Here is a 20,873-nt window from a genome sequence, read left to right as displayed (position 1 = left end):
TCGCGCCTCAGGTCAGCCCGGCCAGACGGCGCAGGCGTTGCACTTCCTGGCTCTCGGCGCTGTGCAGTTCGGCGCTGGCCAGACGCATGAGAATAGGTTCGCGGCGGGTGTTGCCCGGCGCCAGGCCATAGCAGGCGCCAATCAGCTCGCGCAGCGGAATGGGCAGGCGCCAGTGGGCCTTGAGCCGGTTGGCCAGCTCGCTGCTGTGTTGTCGCAGGGCCTGCTGCAGCTGAGCGTCGCTCAGGGGCAGCGCGCGGTTGCGCCAGAGCTGCGCCTGCTGCAGCACGGCCAGCTCGCCCATGCCCTGCAGCAGGGCGGCACTCTGCAGCGGCGCGGGGTCCAGCTGACAGGCTTTGGCCAGGTCGCCGACCCGCTGTCGCAAGTTCAGCTGGGTCTCCAGGAGCCCCTGCGCCAGCGCCTTCAGATCGGCGTCCTGCAGGCTGGCCACCGGGCGCAGCGCCAGCCCCTGGATCAAATTCAGCGCGGTGGCGGCGCCCAGGCGCTTGACCGCATCAGCCAGGCTGATGCAGGGCTGCCCGGCACTGTTGTAGAGGCTGCTGTTGGCCGCTGCGATCAGCCGGGCCTGCACTGCCGGGTCCTGCTGCCAGTGCTCGTCGAGTTGCTGCAGGGTGGCAGGGGCTTCGCTCGCCTCGCGCAGCTGCTGACAGAGTTCGTCGCGCAGCGGCAGATCGATTTCCTCGTCTGGCAAGGCGGCGAGGTGGTGAGAAAAATCCTGATCGCTGACGATGGCCACGGCCGGCTCATCATCCTCGGGTAACAGGCGGCGCAGGCAGTCCAGCACCTTGGGCACCTGGAAGGGCTTGGTGATGAAGGCGCTGATGCCCAGCGGGCGTACCTCCAGCACGCTGTCGCGGTCGGCGCGCGCGGTGACCATCACCAGGGCCACCTGGCGATCCTGGCTGCGCACCGCCTGCAGCAGCAGGGTGCCGCTGCCGTCCGGCAGGTTCCAGTCGGCGATCACCAGCTGGGCGGGTTCGCGTTGCCAGGCCGAGATGGCGTCGCTCACCCGCGCCTGACAGTCGATGCGGGCGGCAGGGCGCAGGCTGAGCACGATCTGCTTGAGCAGGTCGGCGATCCAGGGGTCGTCCTCGAGAATCAGTACGCGCATGCTCAGCTCCTCGTATCGGTCTGGCTGGCCTGTGCCACGGTCGCCATCGGCGTGCCGCCATGGTTCGCGGTTACCGGTGCGGGACGGCCGAAGTGATAGCCCTGGCCATAATCGCAGCCGAGGGCGCGCAGGAAGTCCACCTGAGCCGGCGACTCGATGCCTTCGGCCAGTACGTACAGGCCCAGGCTATGGCCCAGCGCGATCACGGCGCGAGCGATGGCGGCGTCCTCGATGTCGTCCGGCAGGCCGCGCACGAAGCTCTGGTCGAGCTTGAGCTTGTCCACCGGCAGACGCTTGAGGCGCGCCAGGGAGCTGTAACCGGTACCGAAGTCGTCGATGGCCAGGCGCACGCCCAGGGCGCGCAGGCGGGTCAGCAGGGAGAGGGCGGCATCGGGATCTTCCATGATCGCGCTCTCGGTCACCTCCAGTTCCAGCTGCTGCGGCGACAGGCCGGTTTCCGCCAGGACCTGGGCCACCTTCAGATCAAGCTCGCCGCGGCTGAACAGGCGGCTGGAGACGTTCACCGCGACGAAGCGCAGGGCAGAGCCTTCGGCATTCCAGCGCATCATCTGGCCACAGGCCTGCTCCAGCACCCAGGCATCGATGGGGCCGATCATGCCGTTGTCTTCGGCGATCGGGATGAACTCCGCTGGGGGAATCAGGCCGCGCTGCGGATGCTGCCAGCGCACCAGCGCTTCCATGCCGACCGGGTTGCCGTTCTCCAAGTCGTGCAGCGGCTGGTAGAACACCCGTAGCTCATGATTGTCCAGGGCGTGGCGCAGGCTGCTGGCCAGCTCCACGCGCTGACGGGCGTAATCGGTCAGTTCCTGCACGTAGAAGGCATAGCCCTCGCGCCCGCTGCTCTTGGCCTTGAACAGGGCCGAGTCGGCGTTGCGCAGCACCTGCTCGACGCTGTCGGCATCATCCGGAAACAGGCTGATGCCGATGCTGGCGCCGATATACAACTCGTGCTCATCGAGGCGAAAGGGCGCCTCCAGACAGCGCAGCAGGTTCTGCGCCAGCTCGGCGGCCTGGGGCGCGCCGGCACAGGTTTCGCTGAGCAGGCCGAATTCGTCGCCACCCAGGCGGGCCAGGGTGCAGCCGCCGGGAAGGTCCTGCTGCAATCGCTCGCCGACGCTCTTGAGCAGCAGGTCGCCGACGTTGTGGCCAAGGCTTTCGTTGATGTGCTTGAAGTGATCCAGATCGATCAGCAGCACGGCGCCACGCAGTTGCTCGCTCTTGCTGCGTTCGAGGGCGTGGGCGATCCGCTCGGTGAACAGCAGCCGGTTGGGCAGGTTGCTCAGCGGGTCGTGATGGGCGAGGTAGTCGAGTTCGCGCTGCGAGCGCTTGAGCGCGGTGATGTCGGAGAACACCGCGACGTAATGGCTGATGCGCCCATGCTCGTCGTGGATGACGCGGATGCACTGCCATTGCGGGTAGATCTCGCCACTCTTGCGCCGGTTCCATACCTCACCGCTCCAGGCGTCACGATTGTGCAGGGCTTGCCACAGGCTCTGGTAGAAGGCGGCGTCGTGACGGCCGGACTTGAGCAGGGTGGGGTGCTGTCCCAGGACCTCTTCGGCGCTGTAGCCGGTGATGCGGCTGAAGGCCGGGTTGACGTGAACGATGCGCTGCTCGGGGTCGGTGACCAGCACGCCTTCCTGCGTGGCATCGAATACGGCCGCAGCCTGGCGCAGGCTTTCGTCGTTGGCGCGTTGCTGGGTGATGTCGCTGGCGATGCCGATGAAACGCTGTGGCCGCCCGCCTTCGTCGCGCAACAGGCGGCCGCGCGAGTGGAACCAGCGATAGGTGCCGTCGGCGTGGCGCAGGCGGTAAACGTTGTCGTAGCTGTCGTACTGCTGGTCGACGGCCAGTGCCTGCAGCACCCGCTCGCGGTCTTCCGGATGCAGGCGTTCGGCCCAGGCATCGCGGGTGTCGCCAAGCGCCTGCGGGGTCAACCCGAGCAGGGCGGCGTAGCTGGGGGAGAAGAACACCCGCCGGGCGGCGAAATCCCAATCCCAGAGCCCGTCGCGGGTGGCATCCAGGGCAAGGCGCAGGCGCTCCTCATTGCTGGTCAGTTGCAGGCGAGCGCGCCGGTACTGCTGGGCGTGCCGATGCAGCACCAGATACAGCAACGCCGCGGTCAGGCCGACGAAGATCAGGCCCTTGAGCGATTGCAGCCGTTCCAGCTGGGCCAGTGACAGGCCCAGCACGGTCAACAGTTGGTCGCTGAGAAGAATCCACAGACCGGCGAGCAGCAGGTAGCCCAGGGTCAGGCGCAAGGCGGCGATGTCGATACGCATGGGCTGGTGGCTGCGCTCCCGGTAAATGCTGGGCAGTATAGATGCTTCGAGGCCGAAACATTCTTATCTAAAAGACCAACTGGTTTTCTGTCTTGGGTCAGCGATAATGCGCCCAGGTGAGTCCTTGTAGGACAAGCCGCGTTTCCCTTTCAAGAGGCATCTGCGTCCATGTGGTACAACGGTTTACTCGACCTTTCGGTCTGGCAGCTGATCGCTGCGACCCTGCTGATGACGCATGTGACCATCGTCAGCGTCACCGTCTATCTGCACCGCTACTCCGCGCACCGTGCGCTGGAACTGCACCCCGCGCTCAAGCATTTCTTCCGTTTCTGGCTGTGGTTGACGACTGGCCAGAACACCCGCGAGTGGACCGCGATTCACCGCAAGCACCACGCCAAGTGCGAAACCGTCGATGATCCGCACAGCCCGGTGATCAAGGGGCTGGGCACCGTGCTGCGCAAAGGCGCCGAACTCTATCAGGAAGAGGCGAAGAACCAGGAAACCCTGCGTATCTACGGCAAGAACTGTCCGGACGACTGGATCGAGCGCAATGTCTACAGCCGCTATCCGATCGGCGGCGTAACGCTGATGGCGATCATCGATCTGGCCCTGTTCGGCGTGCTCGGCATCACCGTCTGGGCAATCCAGATGATGTGGATTCCGGTATGGGCCGCCGGCGTGATCAACGGTCTCGGCCATGCCGTGGGCTATCGCAATTTCGAGTGCCGTGACGCGGCCACCAACCTGGTGCCCTGGGGCATCCTGATCGGCGGCGAGGAGCTGCACAACAATCACCACACCTACCCCAACAGCGCCAAGCTGTCGGTGAAGAAGTGGGAATTCGACATGGGCTGGGCCTGGATCAAGCTCTTCAGCTTCCTCGGTCTGGCCCAGGTGCAGCGCGTCGCGCCCATCGCCCATCGGGTCGAAGGCAAGCGCAGCCTGGACATGGACACCGCCATGGCCATCCTCAACAACCGCTTCCAGATCATGGCGCAGTACCGCAAGCTGGTGATCGCACCGCTGGTCAAGCAGGAAGTGGCCAAGGCCGACGAGTCCGTTCGTCACCTGTTCCGCCGTGCCAAGCGCCTGCTGTCGCGTGAGCCGAGCCTGCTGGAAGAGCAGCACCACGCGCGCATCGCCGACCTGCTGGCGCAAAGCCAGGCACTCAAGGTGATCTACGAGAAGCGCCTGGCGCTGCAGCAGATCTGGGTCAAGACCAGCAGCAACGGCCACGACATGCTCGAGGCCATGAAGCAGTGGGTGCATGAGGCCGAGGCCAGCGGCATCCAGTCGCTGCGCGAGTTCGCCGAGCAGCTCAAGACCTACTCGCTGCGTCCCGCTGCCGCCGCAGTCTAAACCGCTGCGCATTTCCTCCAAGGGCCCGCCGAACGGCGGGCCTTTGTCTTTGTCCAACAGCTCGCACTATGCTCACTTTATGCTTATGCGAGGGATTGGATGGCCGCTGTGATGGATGATCAAGGCAACGGTGTTTCTGAGCTGGAAGAACTGACCCTGGCCCTGCTGCACAGCCGTGCCGAGGTGGAGCGGCTGCGAGAGCGCGAACAGCTGTTCAGCAGCCTGCTCGGCAGCGTCAACGCCGCGCTCTGGGCGTTCGATTGGGATGAGCAGCGGGTGATCTACGTCAGCCCTGCCTACGAACGCATTTTCGGCCGTTCCGCGGCCCTGCTGCTGGCCGACTACGGAGAGTGGCGCAACAGCATCTACCCTGACGATCTCGATTACGCCGCCGAGAGCCTGGCCAAGGTACTGGAAACCGGCGCAGTGGAGTTTCGTGAGTACCGCATCATCCGCTCCGATGGCCAGTTGCGCTGGCTCAGCGACAAGTGCTTCGTTAGCCCACGCTCGGGGGCAGGGCAGGGGTGCGTGATAGTCGGCATCGCCGAGGACATCACCGAGAAGAAGCGTCTGGAAGGCGAGCTGCATCGTCTGGCCACCACCGACGTGCTGACCCAGAGCAGCAATCGCCGGCACTTCTTCGAATGTGCCCGCCGCGAATTCGAGCACGCGCGCAAGTTCGGCAGCCCGCTGGCCTTCCTGCTGCTCGATCTCGACGACTTCAAGAAGATCAACGACCAGTACGGTCATCAGCTCGGTGACCAGGTGCTGCAGCGTCTGGCGCAGTGCGGCGCCAACGCATTGCGTCGCGGCGACCTGTTCGGTCGCATCGGTGGCGAGGAGTTCGCTGCCCTGTTCCCCGGCTGCGAACCGGATGTCGCCCTGCAGGTAGCCGAGCGCTTGCAGCGCGAGGTGCAACGCCTGAGCTTCCAGCATGAGGGCGTCAGCTTCGGCATCACCGTCAGCCAGGGGCTGACCAGCATGCGCGCTGCCGACGTCAACCTCGACGCGCTCTATGCACGCGCCGATGCCGCCATGTACCTGGCCAAGCGCCAGGGCAAGAACCAGATCGTCCTGGGCTGAGGGCTTGGCGATTTTCCGCCTGAGAGGGGGTTCTCATAAGCGGAAAATTGCCGGTCATGCCTGGTCATCAAGCGGTAACTGCTCTGCAGAAAAACTGTAACCTACTGTTCTAGAAGCCTTGCGATGGCCTTGCCTGATTCTGGCGCGGTCCCTGCATAGGGCCCTGGACGATGCCGGCTGGGATGTCGGCGCAAAATAACAACGACGTGAGAGCACCACCATGCACCACTCTGCCCGCCTCATCTCGGCTGCCCCTGCGCGCGCGCCGTTGTTCCGTTCTTCCTGAGTTTCTTCCGCATCCGTTTCGGCCAGGCCTCGAGCCGTGTCCTGGCGTGCGGGTGCGTATGCCCCATTCGTTCCGGCCTGCCTCTTCGTGCCGAAGTCTGTGTCCGGACGAAGCGTCACCTTAAACACACTGGAGAGAAACATAATGAGAAAGACCTCCCTGGCACTGGCCGTAGCCGCCAGCACCCTGGGCCTGAGCCAAGTAGCCGTTGCTGACTTCATCGGTGACAGCAAGGCCAACCTGACTCTGCGCAACTTCTACTTCGACCACAACACCAAGAACACCGCCAACAACAACGGTGAAGCGAAGGAGTGGGGCCAAGGCTTCATCTTCAACTACACCTCCGGTTTCACCGAAGGCACCGTAGGCTTCGGTGTTGATGCGGTAGGCCTGCTGGGTGTGAAGCTGGACTCCGGTGGCCGTGCCAACAAGACTGGTCGTGATCGCACCCCGGGTGCTCTGTTCCCGCTGGAAAGCGATGGCAGCGCCGTTGATGAGTTCAGCAAGGGCGGTCTGACCGGTAAGGTCCGTGTTTCCAAGACCGAGGCACGTATCGGCACCCTGACTCCGCGCCTGCCGATCCTGGTATCCAACGACGGCCGTCTGCTGCCGCAGTTGTTCGAAGGTGGTCAGATCACCTCTAACGAAATCGACAACCTGACCCTGACTGCCGGTCAGATCGAGCACGCCGTAGGCCGTGCTTCGAGCAACAGCACCGGTTTGTCGGTTGCCGGCGGCAGCGAAGCCAGCAACAAGTTCTACTTCGCCGGTGGTGACTGGAAAGTAAACAGCGACCTGACTGCTCAGTACTACTACGCCAACCTCGAAGACTACTACAAGCAGCACTTCGCCGGCCTGGGCCACAACCTGGCGCTGGGTGAAGGCACCCTGAAGACCGATCTGCGCTATTTCCGCACCAATTCCGATGGCAAGAACGGTAAAGAAGCCGGCTACTCGGTGGGCGGTTACACCCGTAATGGCGATGGCAAGATCGACAACAACACCTGGAGCGCCGCGTTCACTTACAGCCTGGGCAGCCATGCCGTGATGCTGGGTCATCAGCGCGTTTCTGAAGACAGCAACTTCGTGCAGCTGAACCAGGGTGGCATCGAAGGTTCCGCTGGTGCCAGCGTGTACCTGCTGACCGACCGCCTGGTTAACAGCTTTACCCGTGCCGGCGAACGCACCACCTTCGGTCAGTACAGCTACGATTTCGCCAACCTGGGTGCTCCGGGTCTGAAAGCGTCGGTGATCTACCTGAAAGGCACCAACATTCAGGTTGCTGGCGCCAACGAGGCCAAGGAGTGGGAGCGCGACATCGCCCTGGATTACGTGTTCCAGGAAGGTGCCCTGAAGGGCCTGGGTCTGGGCTGGCGCCACGGTGTGCTGCGTGGCAACACCTCTACCGCCGACGCCGACCAGAACCGTCTGATCGTCAGCTACACCCTGCCGCTGCTGTAAGTCGGCAGCTCTCCGGAAGGCCTGTTGCAGGCCTGTCGTTCCGGAGGCTTGATGAAAATGCCCGCATCCATTGGATGCGGGCATTTTTTATGAACGCGATATCGGTCGGCTGCAGCGCGAGCCCACTGGCAGAGCCCGTACTAGCTGAATACACCCAATCCGCTGCTGCGCGGCAAGCTCCTTGCGACGCTCGCAAATGGATGCGCTTGCCCCGGCCATATCGGGTGCATCGACCGCCAATTCTGCTTCGCGCTTGCGCTCAGCGTGCGTCGGCGGTGCTGGCATCCAGCGGTGCCGCGGAGGCAGCGAGAATGGCGCTGGCCAGGGCCATGTCGTCGCTATCGCGCAACTGCGGGTTATCGCTGCGCAGCTGCTGTAGCGCCGCTTCCAAATGCGGGCCACGGATCTCTCCGGCGCTGGCGACGAAGCTGCTGGCATCCTCTTCGGCGGCGGCGACCAGCTTGCGATCCTTGAAGGTCAGGTAGGTGGACGCAGTCGTGGCGCCGGAAGACAGAATGTCGCGCAGCAGGCCATCGGCGGCGGCGGTCTGAGCGATCAGGGCGGCGCTCAGCGCCAGGGCGGCTCGGCTCATTACTCGCATGGGGGGGTACTCCTGTGGATTGACTCCCTTGCTCAGAGTCGTGCGGGCCCCTTGTGGTTCCTTGTGGGCGATGGCCGGTCGCCATGACCGGCCACCGTCGAATGGCCTCTTTCGCGTTCGCTCAGGCGTCCTGCTCGACTCGCAGAATCACGCCGTCCTGGGCCACGACCTTGACCTGACTGCCTACCGGCAGGTCAGGTCCGCTGACCAGCCACAGGCTGTCGCCAGCCTTGATCTTGCCGCGACCGCCGACGATGGGCTCGTGCAGGGCGAAGCGCCGGCCGAGCAGTTCGCTGCCGCGGCGGTTGAGGCCGGGCTGGTCGCTGGGGCGCAGCATGCTGCGTTGACGGCGCCACCAGACCACGGCAGTGAGGATGGCCAGCAGGCCGAACAGGAAGAACTGCCAGACCCAGGGCAGCTCGGGAAACAGATAGGTGAGCACGCCGACGCAGGCGGCGGCCAGGCCGATCCACAGCAGGTAGCCGCCAGCGCCGAAGACTTCGAGTATCAGCAGGACAGTGGCCAGCGCCAGCCAGTCCCAGAAAGACAGGTGTTGCAGGTAATGGATCATCGATCAGCCCCGCTTCCCGCCTGTAGCATCGGCGCCGAAGGTGGCCCTGACGATTTCGCCGATGCCGCCCACCGCGCCGATCACCTGGCTGGCCTCCAGCGGCATCAGCACCACCTTGCTGTTGTTGGCCGATGCCAGTTGCCCGAGCGCCTCGACGTATTTCTGGGCGACGAAATAATTGACCGCCTGCACGTTGCCCTCGGCAATCGCCTGGGATACCACGCGAGTCGCCTCCGCTTCGGCCTGGGCTGCCCGCTCGCGAGCCTCGGCTTCGAGGAAGGCGGCCTGGCGCTCGCCCTCGGCACGGAGAATCTCCGCCTGCTTGTGCCCCTCTGCGGTGAGGATGGCGGCCGAGCGCGAGCCTTCGGCTTCGAGAATCTGTGCGCGCTTGAGGCGTTCGGCCTTCATCTGGCTGGCCATGGCCTCGACCAGGTCGGCGGGCGGGCTGATGTCCTTGATCTCGATCCGGGTGATCTTGATACCCCAGGGGGCGGTGGCTTCGTCCACGGTCTTGAGCAGACGCTCGTTGATCGCATCGCGCTGGCTGAGCATGGCGTCCAGCTCCATGGAGCCGAGCACGGTACGGATGTTGGTCATCACCAGGTTGCGGATGGCGTGCTCCAGGTCGTTGACCTCGTAGGCGGCCTGGGCCGCATTGATCACCTGGAAGAAGCACACCGCATCGATCTGCACGATGGCGTTATCGGCGCTGATCACCTCCTGCGGCGGGATATCGAGCACGCTTTCCATCACGTTGAGCTTGCGGCCGATACGGTCCATCACCGGGACGATGATGTTGAGGCCGGGCTTGAGCGTGGTGGTGTAGCGGCCGAAGCGCTCCACCGTCCATTCCGAGCCCTGCGGCACCACCTTGAACCCCATGTAGACGATGGCCACGGCCAGGCCGACGAACAGCAGCAGGACGCCACCGATTTCCATAGTGCGATCTCCCTCGTGCGCATATGAGCGGCCCTGCGCAAGGTGCGCAGTGGCCTTCTGGCATCTAAGCATAGTCGCTATGCGCCTGCCGCCGACCCCTTCTCAGTGCCTGGTGCCGGCGTTGCCGGCTGGGCGCAGACGTGACCTGGCGCTCATTGTCGGCAGAGTGTTCGCTGTCCGTCCGCCGAGCTGCCGCGAGCCTGGCCATTGGGCTATCTTCGCTCGTATGACAGATGTCTTGCGGGAGGAGAGGGCAGGTCGATGTTTCGAGCCATTGGCCGTCATGCTCTGGTGCTGCTGTTCGGTGTGTTTGGCGCCGCGAGCGCGTGCGCCGACGAGCTGTTCGAGGCGCTGACCAGGCAGGCGCCCGAGCTTGAAGTGCAGGCCCTGCGCCAGGCGCTCGGCGCCATGCGCTGTGCGCAGAGTCGGGGCGCAGGGGCTGCCAGTCGGCTGGCGGTGATCGATTACTCGCAGCCCTCCAGCGCACGGCGCCTGTGGATCTTCGACCTGCAGGGCAGGCGCCTGCTGCTGCGCGATCTGGTCGCCCATGGGCGTGGCTCCGGCGAGGATGTCGCCGCGCTGTTTTCCAACGAGCCGGGGAGCCACCAGAGCAGCCTCGGCCTGTTTCGCACCGCGGAAAGCTACAGCGGCAAGCACGGCTACTCGCTGCGCATGGATGGCCTGGAGCCCGGCCTCAACGATCGGGCGCGCGAGCGCGCCATCGTCATCCATGGCGCCGACTACGTGAGCTCCGGCTGGCTGCAGGCGCACGGCCGTCTGGGGCGCAGCCTGGGCTGTCCGGCGGTCAGGCAGGAGGTGGCGCGAACGGTGGTCGATCAGCTGGTGGGCGGTCAGTTCCTCTTCGCCTGGCATTCCGACCCGCGCTGGCTGGATGCGTCCGCGCTGTCGCCGTGCCGCCAACTCGCCGCAGGGGCGCGCTGAACTCAGCGATGCTCGCTCTGCGGCGTGACGCGCAGCACTTCCTCGATGGTGGTCAGGCCCGCGGCGATCTTCTGCGCACCGGACAGGCGCAGGCTGCGCATGCCATCCTTGAAGGCCGCGCGGCGCAGGGCGGTGAGGTCGGTGTCGGCGCTGATCAGCGGCTTGATGGCGTCGTTGATCAGCATGATCTCGTAGACGCCGGCGCGGCCGCGGTAGCCGGTTTCGCGACATTCCAGGCAACCGACGGCGTGGTGCGCCTGGGTCGGCAGTGGCGAGCTCCAGGGCCGGGTCAGGCCGTTCCAGGTGTCTTCGTCCAGCTGCACCGGTGCCTTGCAGTGCGGGCACAGGGTACGCACCAGGCGCTGGGCCATGACGCCGAGGATGGTGGCCTTGAGCAGGTAGTGCGGCACGCCCAGTTCCAGCAGGCGGGTGATGGCGCTGGGGGCATCGTTGGTGTGCAGGGTGGAGAGTACCAGGTGACCGGTGAGTGCGGCCTGGATGGCCATCTCGGCGGTTTCCAGGTCGCGAATCTCGCCGACCATGATGATGTCCGGGTCCTGGCGCATCAGGGCGCGCACGCCGCTGGCGAAGGTCAGGTCGATATTGTGCTGCACCTGCATCTGGTTGAAGGCGCCCTCGATCATCTCGATCGGGTCCTCGATGGTGCAGACGTTCACCTCCGGCGTGGCCAGTTGCTTGAGCGTGGTGTAGAGCGTGGTGGTCTTGCCCGAGCCGGTGGGGCCGGTGACCAGGATGATGCCGTTGGGCTGGCTCGTCATGCTATGCCAGCGGCGCAGATCGTCCGGGGAGAAGCCGAGCTGGTCCGGGCTCTTCAGCAGCACCTCGGGGTCGAAGATACGCATCACCATCTTCTCGCCGAAGGCGGTGGGCAGGGTGGACAGGCGCAGCTCCACCTCGCCGCCGTCCGGAGTCTTGGTCTTGACCCGGCCGTCCTGGGGTTTGCGCTTTTCGGCGATGTTCATGCGGCCGAGGTTCTTCAGGCGGCTGACCACCGCCATGGTGACCTGGGCGGGGAACTGGTAGACGTTGTGCAGCACGCCGTCGATGCGAAAGCGCACGGTGCCCTGCTCGCGGCGCGGTTCGATGTGGATATCGCTGGCGCGCTGCTGGAAGGCGTACTGGAACAGCCAGTCGACGATGTTGACGATGTGCGCATCGTTGGCGTCCGGCTCCTGATCCTGGGCGCCAAGGCTGAGCAATTGCTCGAAGTTGCCGACGCCGCTGATCTTCTGGTCGGTGGCATTGGCACCGCTGACCGAGCGGGCCAGGCGATAGAACTCGGTGGTGAAGCGCTGGATGTCCGCCGGGTTGGCCACCACGCGCTTGATCGGGCGCTTGAGCACGTGGATCAGGTTGGCTTCCCAGCTGTGCACCAGCGGCTGGCTGCTGGCGATGGTCACGCTCTCGCTGTCCACCGCCACGGCAAGGATCTTGTGACGCTGGGCGAAGGCGTAGGACATCAATGGGGTGATGGCCGGTACGTCGATCTTCAGCGGGTCGATGCGCAGGTAGGGTTGGCCGGCGAAGTTGGCCAGCCAGACGGTAAGGGTTTCCAGATCGAGTTTCTTGCCCGGGCGGGTCAGGTCGTCGACCTGCTGCGCCGCGAGGAATTCCAGCGGGTGCTGGGTGTTGTTCAGCGAACTGCGGCGAATCGCCAGGCACTGCTCGGCCACCTCCTGGGCGACCCGGCCCTGGGCAACCAGCTCGCGCAGCAGGTCGCCAAGATCCAGTACGCGGTCTTGGGCGGTGGCGGCAAATGCGGACATGCGGGCTCCTCGGGGTCGGCCTGGACAAGGGTAGCCGAACTAGGATGCCCGAAAAGCGCCGGCAGGGCGAAGGGGCCGGCGTGATCGAGCGCCCGCTTCAGGCCACCTCCGTCTCCAGGCTGTGATCCAGATGCTGCCAATCCACCTGCCACACGCACACCAGACCGCGCAGTTTCTGCGCCAGCACGCCGGCCCGGTGCAGCGAGAGGCCGGGCAGGCGCAGGCTGATGTGCAGGTCGTCCTGCAAGCGTTCCATGTGCAGAGCCTCGGGGAGCAGCTGCAATTGGGCGAACAGCCCGAGCAGGCGGCACATCACGTCGGCTTCGGCATCGGTGCGCAACTGGTATTCGACGCAGGCATCGGCGCGATCCTGCCAGGGATCGCGGCGCTGAGGCAGGGCGGGAAACGGCGTGGTATCGGGCATGGCGGTCACTCGGGCAGGTTTTGCCTAAGTTTCCGCTTTCCGGCGGCAAAAGTTCTGCCTGGTTTAGTGGGAAAACCTAGATCTTGTGGATAGTCTTGCCCTGTATTGGCTGTCTGAGGGATTTTTTATGTCCGTAGCTCTGGATTCGTACGATCAGCGCATTCTTGCCTTGTTGCAGGAGGATGCCGGCCTGTCCACCGGCGAGATCGCCGCGCGCGTCGGCTTGTCGCAATCGCCCTGCTGGCGCCGCATCCAGCGCCTCAAGGAGGAGGGGGTGATCCGCAAGCAGGTGACCCTGCTCGATCGCAAGCGTATCGGTCTGCACACCCAGGTCTTCGCCCAGGTCAAGCTCAACGCCCATGGCCGCTCCAACCTCACCGAGTTCGCCGAGGCCATGCGCGAGTTTCCCGAGGTACTGGAATGTCACGTGCTGATGGGAGCGGTGGACTTCATGCTGCGCATCGTCACCCGTGACATCGAGGCCTACGAGCGCTTCTTCTTCGAGAAGCTGTCGCTGGTGCCGGGGATCCAGGAGGTCAACTCCATCGTCGCCCTGTCGGAGATCAAGTCGACCACCAGCCTGCCGCTGGGCTAGGGGCTGGTCGGTGCTGGCGGGGTCGGCGTGCCGCGTTCGGGATGGCGTTTGCCCGGCGGCGGGGTGAGGCCCATGGAAACGTAGATGCTGGTGAGCTGATCGACGCCCATCTCGGCCGGACGAATCCACGCCTGCGGCACATAGAGCAGGCCACCGCCGACCGGGATCGGCGCGGTGGGGACCAGGATCGCGCAGTAGGGGCGTCCCTCCAGCTCGATGGTTTCCGAGCTGGGGCGCAGGGCAAGTACGGCGACACCCTCGCCGCCGAAGAAGCACCAGACCGGTGCCATGGTGGTGATATCCGGGTTCTTGCTCTTGTCCAGCAGGCCGACGAAGCGGTCGGCCAGGTTGTAGAAGTTGCCGATCAGCGGGGTGCGCCGCAGGGTGCGATCGAGCAGCCAGGACAGCGGCCTGCGCAGCCCCATCTGCACCGCCAGGCCCAGTGGATAAAGGCTGGCCAGCAGCACCAGGCTGCCGAGCAGATAGGCCAGGTAGCTGTTGCTGGAGAACGGCTGGCCGAGTGCGGCGAACAACTGGCCAATCAGGGTCGAGGGCCCGACCAGGCGGTTGAGCAGGCTGAAGATCCAGGCCAGCAGGGCCAGGGTGAGCACCAGGGGCAGCAGTGACAGCAGGCCGGTCAGCCAGGTGGTGACGATGGATTTCAGGCTGCTTCTGATCATGCATCCGGCTCCTTAGCGAGTGTGCAGGCGACTTTACGCCAAGCCGGGCGATTCTGCGCACAACAGCGCGTTGCGAGAGCTGATGGAAGTTGGTGCGGCGCAAAAAAAAAGCCCGGCACTCAGGCCGGGCGGAGTCGGTACACAAAGTACCAAAGAAGCAGCGTTGGATAGCGTGGTTCACATACCGAGCAGGTTCGGCAGGGTCATGGACACGGCCGGGATGTAGGTGATCACCATCAGGAAGCTGATCAGCATCATCAGCCACGGCAGGGCGGCGCGAATCACGTGGGTCAGCGGCATGCCGGTCACCGCCGAGGTGACGAACAGGTTCAGTCCCACGGGTGGCGTGATCAGGCCGATCTCCATGTTCACCACCATGATGATGCCCAGGTGGATCGGGTCGATGCCCAGCTGCATGGCGATGGGGAAGAGGATCGGCGCGAGGATCAGGATGATCGCCGAGGGCTCCATGAAGGCCCCGGCCACCAGCAGCACGATGTTCACCACCAGCAGGAACTGCCAGGGCTGCAGGCCCAGCTCCACCACCCAGGCGGTGATCTGTTGCGGGATCTGCTCGGTGGTCAGCACGTGGGCGAAGAGCATGGCGTTGGCGATGATGAACATCAGCATGATGGTCAGCTTGCCGGACTCCAGCAGCACCTTCGGGCACTCGCGGATGGTCAGGTCCTTGTACACGAACAGCGCGACGAAGCCGGCGTAGACCGCCGCCACGGCCGCGGCCTCGGTGGGCGTGAACATGCCGCTGTAGATACCGCCGAGGATGATCACCATCAGCAGCAGACCCCAGAACGCCTCGCGCGCAGCGCGCAGCCACTCGCGGAAGCTGGCGCGCGGCAGGGCCGGCAGCTTCTTGATGCGCGCGACGATGTAGATCGCGATCATCAGCGCCAGGCCGAGCATCACGCCGGGCACCACGCCGGCCATGAACAGCTTGCCCACCGACTGCTCGGTGGCGGCGGCGTACACCACCATCACGATCGACGGCGGAATCAGGATGCCCAGGGTACCGGCGTTGCACACGATGCCGGCGCCGAAGGCCTGCGGATAACCGGAACGCACCATGCCGGCGATGGCGATGGAGCCGACCGCGGCCACGGTGGCCGGCGAGGAGCCGGACAGTGCGGCGAACAGCATGCACGCCAGCACCGCACCGATGGCCAGGCCGCCACGGATGTGGCCGACGCAGGCGTTGGCGAAGTCGATCAGGCGACGGGCCACGCCGCCGGTGGTCATGAAGGCACCGGAGAGCAGGAAGAACGGGATGGCCAGCAGGGTGTAGTGCTCGGAGGTCTCGAACAGCTTGATCGCCAGCGAGCGCACCGAGTCGGGGCTGAACAGCATGATGGTGATCGAGCCGGCCAGGCCGAGCGACGCAGCGATCGGCACGCCGATGAACATCAGCAGGAACAGCAGCAGGAAGAGGAACAGGACGGTCATTGCTTGGGCTCCTCGTGCTCATTGACCTTCAGGGCGTCGGCGGCCTCGTCGGCCAGACCCAGGCCGGTCTGCTGATTGCGCAGGATGCGCACCAGGATCTCGAGGAAGCGGACGAACACCATGGCGTAGCCGAAGGGCACGATCATGCCGATGTGCCACTGCTGAATGCCGTAGTGGCCGAGGTCTTCGGCACCGATGCCGGCGATGAACAGGGTGCGGACCCAGTCGAAGCTGCCGACCGCGATCAGGCCGGCGTAGCCCAGGCAGCACAGGCAGGCGATCACGCCGATGATGCGCTGGATACCGCGCGGGGCGAGCTTGACCAGGGCATCGACGCCGATGTGGCCGGCGGTGCGCACGCCATAGGCCAGGCCGAAGAAGATCAGCCAGCCGAACAGGGCCTTGGTCAGGGCATTGCTCCAGGTCATCGCCTGGGCCATGTCGAGAATGAAGTCGCCGATAGCGAGCAGAGTCTCGTTACCGCCGAAGGTGTCACCCAGCCAGTAGAACAGGGTGTAGAAGTTGTTGAGGATCACGTAGACGAAAGTGATCAGCGTCATGGCCGCCAGGAGGAAAGCGATGAAGCCTTCCTCGAAGTGCTCCCAGACGCGCCGCAAGGCGTTCATGGTCGGTTCTCCCGAATGGAAAGGGCGTAGGGTGGGGCAGCTGGGCCGACCCACCGGTTGCAGCATGACGGTGCCCGCGCGGGCACCGTGGTGGGTCGCTATCTGCCGATACCGCCCACCCTACGGCTCTCCGGCCTTACTGCTGGTTGGCCGCTTGTGCAGCCTTGATCAGATCGGCGCCGATCTCGCCTTCGAACTTCTTCCATACCGGCTGCATGGCTTCGCGCCACTGATTGCGCTGCTCCGGAGTCAGCGTCAGGATTTCGGTGCTGCCGGCTTCGAGGATGCGCTGCTTGTCGCCTTCGTTGAGGGCGTCAGCCTGCTTGTTCACCTCGACGGTGACCTCGTCCATGATCTTGCTCAGCTCGTCACGCACGTCTGCCGGCAGGCCGTCCCAGAACTTGGTGTTGGTGATCACCATGTAGTCGAGCAGGCCGTGGTTGGACTCGGTGATGTACTTCTGCACTTCGTGCATCTTCTGGCTGTAGATGTTCGAGTAGGGGTTCTCGGCACCGTTGACCACGCCAGTCTGCAGGCCCTGATAGACCTCGGCGAAGCTCATCTTGCGCGGGTTGGCGCGCACGGCCTTGAACTGCTCTTCCAGCACTGCGGAAGCCTGTACGCGGAACTTCAGACCCCGGGCGTCCTTGGGCTCGAGCAGCGGCTTGTTGGCCGACAGCTGCTTCAGGCCGTTGTGCCAGTAGGCCAGGCCGGTGATGCCCTTGTCGGTCATGGAGGTCAGCAGCTTCTGGCCTTCAGCGCTCTTCTGGAAGCGATCCACCGCAGCCATGTCGTCGAACAGGAACGGCAGGTCGAACACCTGCAGCTGCTTGGTGTAATGCTCGAACTTGGCCAGGGACGGGGCGATCATCTGCACGTCGCCGAGCAGCAGCGCTTCCATTTCCTTGCCGTCGCCGAACAGCGAGGAGTTCGGGTAGACCTCGACCTTGACCTTGCCAGCCAGACGCTCCTCGGCCAGTTGCTTGAACAGAACGGCACCCTGACCTTTCGGGGTGTGCTCGGCAACCACATGGGAGAACTTGATGACGATCGGATCGGCAGCGTGAACCACGCCAGCGATGGACAGGGACAGGGCGCAGACCAGCGCCTTGGCAGACAGTTTGAACATGCGGATGCTTCCTCTTGTTGTGTTTATCGCATTGGCGCCGAAGCGCTGCTGACGAACGAACAAGGGCAAGTCTAGGCGGCTTGGGGAAAAACGCCGGGGGCGTCAGCGAGGCCTGGACTTGTACTTGTGGGTTCGCTTGGAGTTTGCCTAGAGCAACCCTTGTGCCAGTCCGCATGAGCGCGCTGTCGGTGCGCCGGTAAAGCCCGTTCTACGGGCCTTGGTGGCATTCTGCCGGCTGCCGGCCGAGGCGTGCCGGCAGCGCGTTTGGCGGTTTGCCGCCAGTCAGTCGAAATCCTCTGGCGAGCTTCCGCCAGCGCCGGAGAAATTCAGGCCGTGCTTGCGCAGCTTGTCGTGCAGGGTCTTGCGCGGCACGCCCAGCGCCTCGGCCAGGCTGCGCAGCGAGCCATGCGGGCGGCTCAGCTCGGCGGCGATCAGCGCCCGCTCGAAGGCTTCGACCTGCTCGCTAAGGCCGCCGTTGACCGGCGGCAGGTTCGGCGCGTTGCTGTCCAGCGCCAGTTCCAGGCCGAGCGCGAAGCGCTCGGCGGCGTTCTGCAGCTCGCGGACGTTGCCTGGCCAGGGGTGACGCAGCAGCAGGGCACGCTGACCCGGCTGCAGCTCTCGCGGCGGCAGCGCATGGCGGGCGGCGGCGCTTTCGGCGAAGTGCTGGAACAGCAACAGGGCGTCCTCGCCGCGCTCGCGCAGTGGTGGAATGGACAGCGGCGCGACGTTGAGGCGGTAGTAGAGGTCGGCGCGGAAACGCCCGGCATCGGCGGCCTGGCGCAGGTCTTCCTTGGTCGCGGCGATCACGCGGATATCCAGCGGGATCAACTGGTTGCCGCCGAGGCGTTCGACCACGCGCTCCTGCAGCAGGCGCAACAGCTTGACCTGCACGTCCAGGCTCATGCTCTCGATCTCGTCGAGGAACAGGGTGCCGCCATTGGCGAACTCGAACTTGCCGATTCTGCGTTTCTGCGCGCCGGTGAAGGCGCCTGCCTCGTGGCCGAACAGCTCGCTCTCCACCACCGATTCGGCCAGCGCACCGGCGTTGATGGCGACGAAGGGGCCGTCGCGGCGGCTGGACAGATCGTGCAGGGCGCGCGCCACCACCTCCTTGCCGGCACCGGTTTCGCCGAGGATCAGCACATCGGTGGCGATGCCGGCCAGGGCGGCGATCTGCTCGCGCAGGCGCTGCATCGCCGGCGACTGGCCGACCAGACGCCCGGCCAGTTGCTGGCGGTCGTTGAGCGCCATGCGCAGGCTGCGGTTGTCCAGTACCAGGCGGCGCAGTTCCAGGGCGCGGCGCACGCTGTCGAGCAGCGCCTCGTTGGCGAAGGGCTTTTCCAGAAAGTCATAGGCACCGGCGCGCATCGCCTGCACCGCCAGCGGCACATCACCGTGGCCGGTGATCAGCAGCACCGGCAGCTCGGTGTCACGCTCGCGCAGTTGCTGCAGCAGTTGCAGGCCGTCGATGCCGGGCATGCGGATATCGCTGACCACCACGCCCGGCCAGTCAGCCGGAATACGCTGGGCCAGGCCCTGGGCATCGCCCAGGCTGAGCACCTTGAGTCCGGCCAGGTCGAGGGTCTGGCTGAGCGCCTGGCGCAGGTGGGCATCGTCGTCGATCAGCAGAACCTGAATGCGGCTGTCGATGGCGCTGTCGCTGGTCATGGCGAAGGGTCCTCAGAAGGTTGCAGGTTGACGCCGGGGCTGGCCAGGCGCAGGCGCAGGGTGATCAGCGCGCCGCCCGCCGGATGATTGGCCAGCAGCAGCTCGCCGTCCAGGGCGCGGATCAGGCTGTCGCAGATGGCCAGGCCGAGCCCCAGGCCCTGAGCGCTGGTCTTGGTGGTGAAGAAGGGTTCGCGGGCGCGCGCCAGGGATTCGGCCGAGAAGCCCGCGCCATTGTCGCGCAGCAGCAGCTCGAGGTGCTGGTCCTGTTGCTGCACGCTGATCCAGATGCGCCGCGGTGGCGCCCTGTCGCTCAGCGCGTCCAGGGCATTGCCGAGCAGGTTGCCGAGCACCTGGCGCAGGCGCGTTTCGCCGGCCTGGACCCAGAGCGTGGCGTCCGGCAGGTCGCGGATCAGCTCCACATCCATGGCCCGGCGGCGTTTGGCGAGCAGGGCGAGGGCGTCGTCCAGCGCCGGCTGCAGGGCGACTCGCTCCGGGGCGTGCTGGTCACGGCGGGCGAAGGCGCGCAGGTGAGCGATGATCGAGGCCATGCGCTCGGTTAGCTCGCTGATCAGCTTGAGATTGGCGCGGGCGTCGTCGTTGCGCTGGTGGTCGAGCAGGGTGCTGGCATTCTCGGCGTAGCTGCGAATGGCGGCCAGCGGCTGGTTTAGCTCATGACTGATGCTCGCACTCATGGTGCCGAGGGCCGACAGCTTGCCGGCCTGGACCAGTTCGTCCTGGGCGCGCACCAGTTCCTGCTGGGCCTGCTCGCGCTCCAGCACTTCCTGTTTCAGTCGGCTGTTGAGGAGTTCCAAGTCGTGCGTGCGTTCGGCCACGCGCTGCTCCAGTTCGGCCTTGGCGCGGGCATCGAGGGCGATGCGTTCGAGGTAGTGGCGGCGGCGCAGGATCAGCAGGCCGAGCAACAGCAGCAGGGCCAGCAGGGCCGCGGCGCCTACCGCTACGGCGCTGCGTACCGGGCGGTCGAGCAGCACGCGCGGGGCAAGGATGCTCACCGTCCAGCCGGTCTCTTCCAGTGCGCGGCTTTGCGTCAGCCAGGCGTCCGGATCGAGATTCAGGGCTGGCGGGGCCTGGGTCGGGTAAGGCTGGTTGGCGGCGATGGCGGCCTGCTCGACACGATCGAGCGGGCGGCTGGCGTGGAAGCGCCAGTCCGGGCGCGAGGTGAGAATCACCACGCCATTGGTATCGGTGACCAGCAGCTGCTCGGGCGTATTGCCCCAGAGGGTCTCGGTGTGGTCGAGGTCGACCTTGACCACCAGTGCGCCGATGTTCTGTTCCCCTTCGCGCACCGGGTAGGCAAAGTAGTAGCCGCGCTTGCCGGAGGTGGTGCCGAGGCCGAAGAAGCGTCCCAGGCGTCCGGCCAGGGCTTCGCGGAAATAGGGGCGGAAGGCGAAGTTGCCGGCGACGAAGCTGTCGGGTTTGTCCCAGTTGGAGGCGGCCAGGGTCAGGCCACGCGGGTTCATCAGGTAGATCACGTCGGCGCCGGTCTGGCTCTTCACCCGGGCCAGCAGGCGGTTGGCGTTGTCCAGCACGGCGGGGTCTTCCGGAGCCTGCAGGGCGGCGCGCAGACCGGGCAGGTCGCCGAGGATCTGCGGCAGCACCTCGTAGCGGCGCAGCGTGCCGAGCAGGTTGGCGACATACAGGTCCAGCGTCTGCCGATTCTGCTCGATCAGCACCTCACGGTAATAACGCTCGGCCAGGTAATGCACCGGCCACAGCAGCGGAGCGAGCAGCAGCGCCAGCAGCACAAGGCTGCGCCAGCGGAGGCGTCGGGGCGTGGCGGGGATCGAGCTCATGGAAAACTGCGCCGGGATGAT

At 65.4% G+C, this 20,873-nt stretch carries 18 protein-coding genes; 5 read left to right on the top strand and 13 right to left on the bottom strand.

Translation table 11 applies throughout. The features are described from left to right. Window positions 1-7 precede the first annotated feature (7 nt). Together L1F06_RS23270 and L1F06_RS23265 are read right to left on the bottom strand one after the other, a co-directional pair. Window positions 8-1,129, bottom strand: a complete 1,122-nt coding sequence (locus tag L1F06_RS23270; protein WP_012020085.1) for an HDOD domain-containing protein — start codon at window positions 1,127-1,129, stop codon at window positions 8-10. A gap of 2 nt (window positions 1,130-1,131) precedes the next feature. Beyond that, a complete protein-coding gene (locus L1F06_RS23265) occupies window positions 1,132-3,432 on the bottom strand; it encodes a putative bifunctional diguanylate cyclase/phosphodiesterase (protein WP_129484148.1) in 2,301 nt (766 codons plus the stop codon). Window positions 3,433-3,600: 168 nt separating this feature from the next. On the opposite strand from L1F06_RS23265, the gene desA reads away from it, so the two are divergent. From desA to L1F06_RS23250, 3 genes are all read left to right on the top strand, one after another. Next, window positions 3,601-4,791, top strand: a complete 1,191-nt coding sequence (gene desA, locus L1F06_RS23260; protein WP_003242424.1) for a delta-9 fatty acid desaturase DesA — start codon at window positions 3,601-3,603, stop codon at window positions 4,789-4,791. A gap of 111 nt (window positions 4,792-4,902) precedes the next feature. Next, on the top strand, window positions 4,903-5,874 hold the full coding sequence (locus tag L1F06_RS23255) for a GGDEF domain-containing protein (RefSeq protein WP_129484149.1): 972 nt from the start codon (window positions 4,903-4,905) through the stop codon (window positions 5,872-5,874). A 430-nt stretch (window positions 5,875-6,304) separates the two neighbouring features. Further along, on the top strand, window positions 6,305-7,621 hold the full coding sequence (locus tag L1F06_RS23250; RefSeq protein ID WP_129484150.1) for an OprD family porin: 1,317 nt from the start codon (window positions 6,305-6,307) through the stop codon (window positions 7,619-7,621). A 259-nt stretch (window positions 7,622-7,880) separates the two neighbouring features. Here the strand turns inward: L1F06_RS23250 and L1F06_RS23245 are convergent, their stop codons facing one another. The 3 genes from L1F06_RS23245 to L1F06_RS23235 form a co-directional block, all read right to left on the bottom strand. Next, window positions 7,881-8,222, bottom strand: a complete 342-nt coding sequence (locus L1F06_RS23245) for a DUF2388 domain-containing protein (RefSeq protein ID WP_012020080.1) — start codon at window positions 8,220-8,222, stop codon at window positions 7,881-7,883. A gap of 121 nt (window positions 8,223-8,343) precedes the next feature. Then, on the bottom strand, window positions 8,344-8,793 hold the full coding sequence (locus tag L1F06_RS23240) for an NfeD family protein (protein WP_003242420.1): 450 nt from the start codon (window positions 8,791-8,793) through the stop codon (window positions 8,344-8,346). A gap of 3 nt (window positions 8,794-8,796) precedes the next feature. Then, window positions 8,797-9,732, bottom strand: a complete 936-nt coding sequence (locus tag L1F06_RS23235; RefSeq protein WP_003242419.1) for an SPFH domain-containing protein — start codon at window positions 9,730-9,732, stop codon at window positions 8,797-8,799. A gap of 261 nt (window positions 9,733-9,993) precedes the next feature. On the opposite strand from L1F06_RS23235, the gene L1F06_RS23230 reads away from it, so the two are divergent. Further along, window positions 9,994-10,674 (top strand): murein L,D-transpeptidase catalytic domain family protein, encoded by a 681-nt coding sequence (locus tag L1F06_RS23230; protein WP_129484151.1) that lies wholly within the window; start codon window positions 9,994-9,996, stop codon window positions 10,672-10,674. A 2-nt stretch (window positions 10,675-10,676) separates the two neighbouring features. Here L1F06_RS23230 and tfpB read toward each other — a convergent pair whose 3' ends face one another. Further along, the gene (tfpB, locus tag L1F06_RS23225; RefSeq protein ID WP_003242416.1) at window positions 10,677-12,461 is read right to left on the bottom strand and encodes a type IV pilus assembly ATPase TfpB; all 1,785 of its coding nucleotides are present in this window, start codon (window positions 12,459-12,461) and stop codon (window positions 10,677-10,679) included. Between the two features lie 97 nt (window positions 12,462-12,558). Next, window positions 12,559-12,885 carry an ACT-like domain-containing protein gene (locus L1F06_RS23220; RefSeq protein WP_003242415.1) on the bottom strand — a complete coding sequence of 109 codons (327 nt, stop codon included), beginning with the start codon at window positions 12,883-12,885 and terminating at the stop codon, window positions 12,559-12,561. A 127-nt stretch (window positions 12,886-13,012) separates the two neighbouring features. On the opposite strand from L1F06_RS23220, the gene L1F06_RS23215 reads away from it, so the two are divergent. Then, window positions 13,013-13,480: an Lrp/AsnC family transcriptional regulator gene (locus L1F06_RS23215; RefSeq protein WP_129484152.1), complete on the top strand. Its 468-nt coding sequence runs from the start codon at window positions 13,013-13,015 to the stop codon at window positions 13,478-13,480. Here the strand turns inward: L1F06_RS23215 and L1F06_RS23210 are convergent. The 6 genes from L1F06_RS23210 to L1F06_RS23185 form a co-directional block, all read right to left on the bottom strand. Further along, window positions 13,477-14,160, bottom strand: coding sequence for a DUF502 domain-containing protein (locus L1F06_RS23210; protein WP_129484153.1), 684 nt, complete (start codon window positions 14,158-14,160; stop codon window positions 13,477-13,479). The two genes, L1F06_RS23215 and L1F06_RS23210, sit on opposite strands and share 4 nt — an antisense overlap. Window positions 14,161-14,337: 177 nt before the next feature. Next, the gene (dctM, locus tag L1F06_RS23205) at window positions 14,338-15,618 is read right to left on the bottom strand and encodes a C4-dicarboxylate TRAP transporter large permease protein DctM (RefSeq protein WP_012020076.1); all 1,281 of its coding nucleotides are present in this window, start codon (window positions 15,616-15,618) and stop codon (window positions 14,338-14,340) included. Further along, the gene (locus L1F06_RS23200; protein ID WP_252576699.1) at window positions 15,615-16,244 is read right to left on the bottom strand and encodes a TRAP transporter small permease; all 630 of its coding nucleotides are present in this window, start codon (window positions 16,242-16,244) and stop codon (window positions 15,615-15,617) included. Before L1F06_RS23200 ends, dctM begins: the two co-directional genes overlap by 4 nt. Window positions 16,245-16,380: 136 nt before the next feature. Beyond that, the gene (gene dctP, locus L1F06_RS23195; protein WP_012020075.1) at window positions 16,381-17,373 is read right to left on the bottom strand and encodes a C4-dicarboxylate TRAP substrate-binding protein DctP; all 993 of its coding nucleotides are present in this window, start codon (window positions 17,371-17,373) and stop codon (window positions 16,381-16,383) included. Window positions 17,374-17,655: 282 nt separating this feature from the next. Beyond that, complete coding sequence (locus L1F06_RS23190) at window positions 17,656-19,041, bottom strand: sigma-54-dependent transcriptional regulator (RefSeq protein ID WP_004374076.1); 1,386 nt, start codon at window positions 19,039-19,041, stop codon at window positions 17,656-17,658. Next, complete coding sequence (locus tag L1F06_RS23185; RefSeq protein ID WP_096825303.1) at window positions 19,038-20,852, bottom strand: sensor histidine kinase; 1,815 nt, start codon at window positions 20,850-20,852, stop codon at window positions 19,038-19,040. The genes L1F06_RS23190 and L1F06_RS23185 overlap by 4 nt, the downstream gene beginning before the upstream one ends. Between the last annotated feature and the right edge of the window lie 21 nt (window positions 20,853-20,873).

Source organism: Pseudomonas hydrolytica (genome assembly GCF_021495345.1).
GTDB lineage: Bacteria > Pseudomonadota > Gammaproteobacteria > Pseudomonadales > Pseudomonadaceae > Aquipseudomonas > Aquipseudomonas hydrolytica.
The sequence above is the reverse complement of the archived record's forward strand: the minus strand, read 5'-3'. Positions and strand labels throughout refer to the sequence as shown.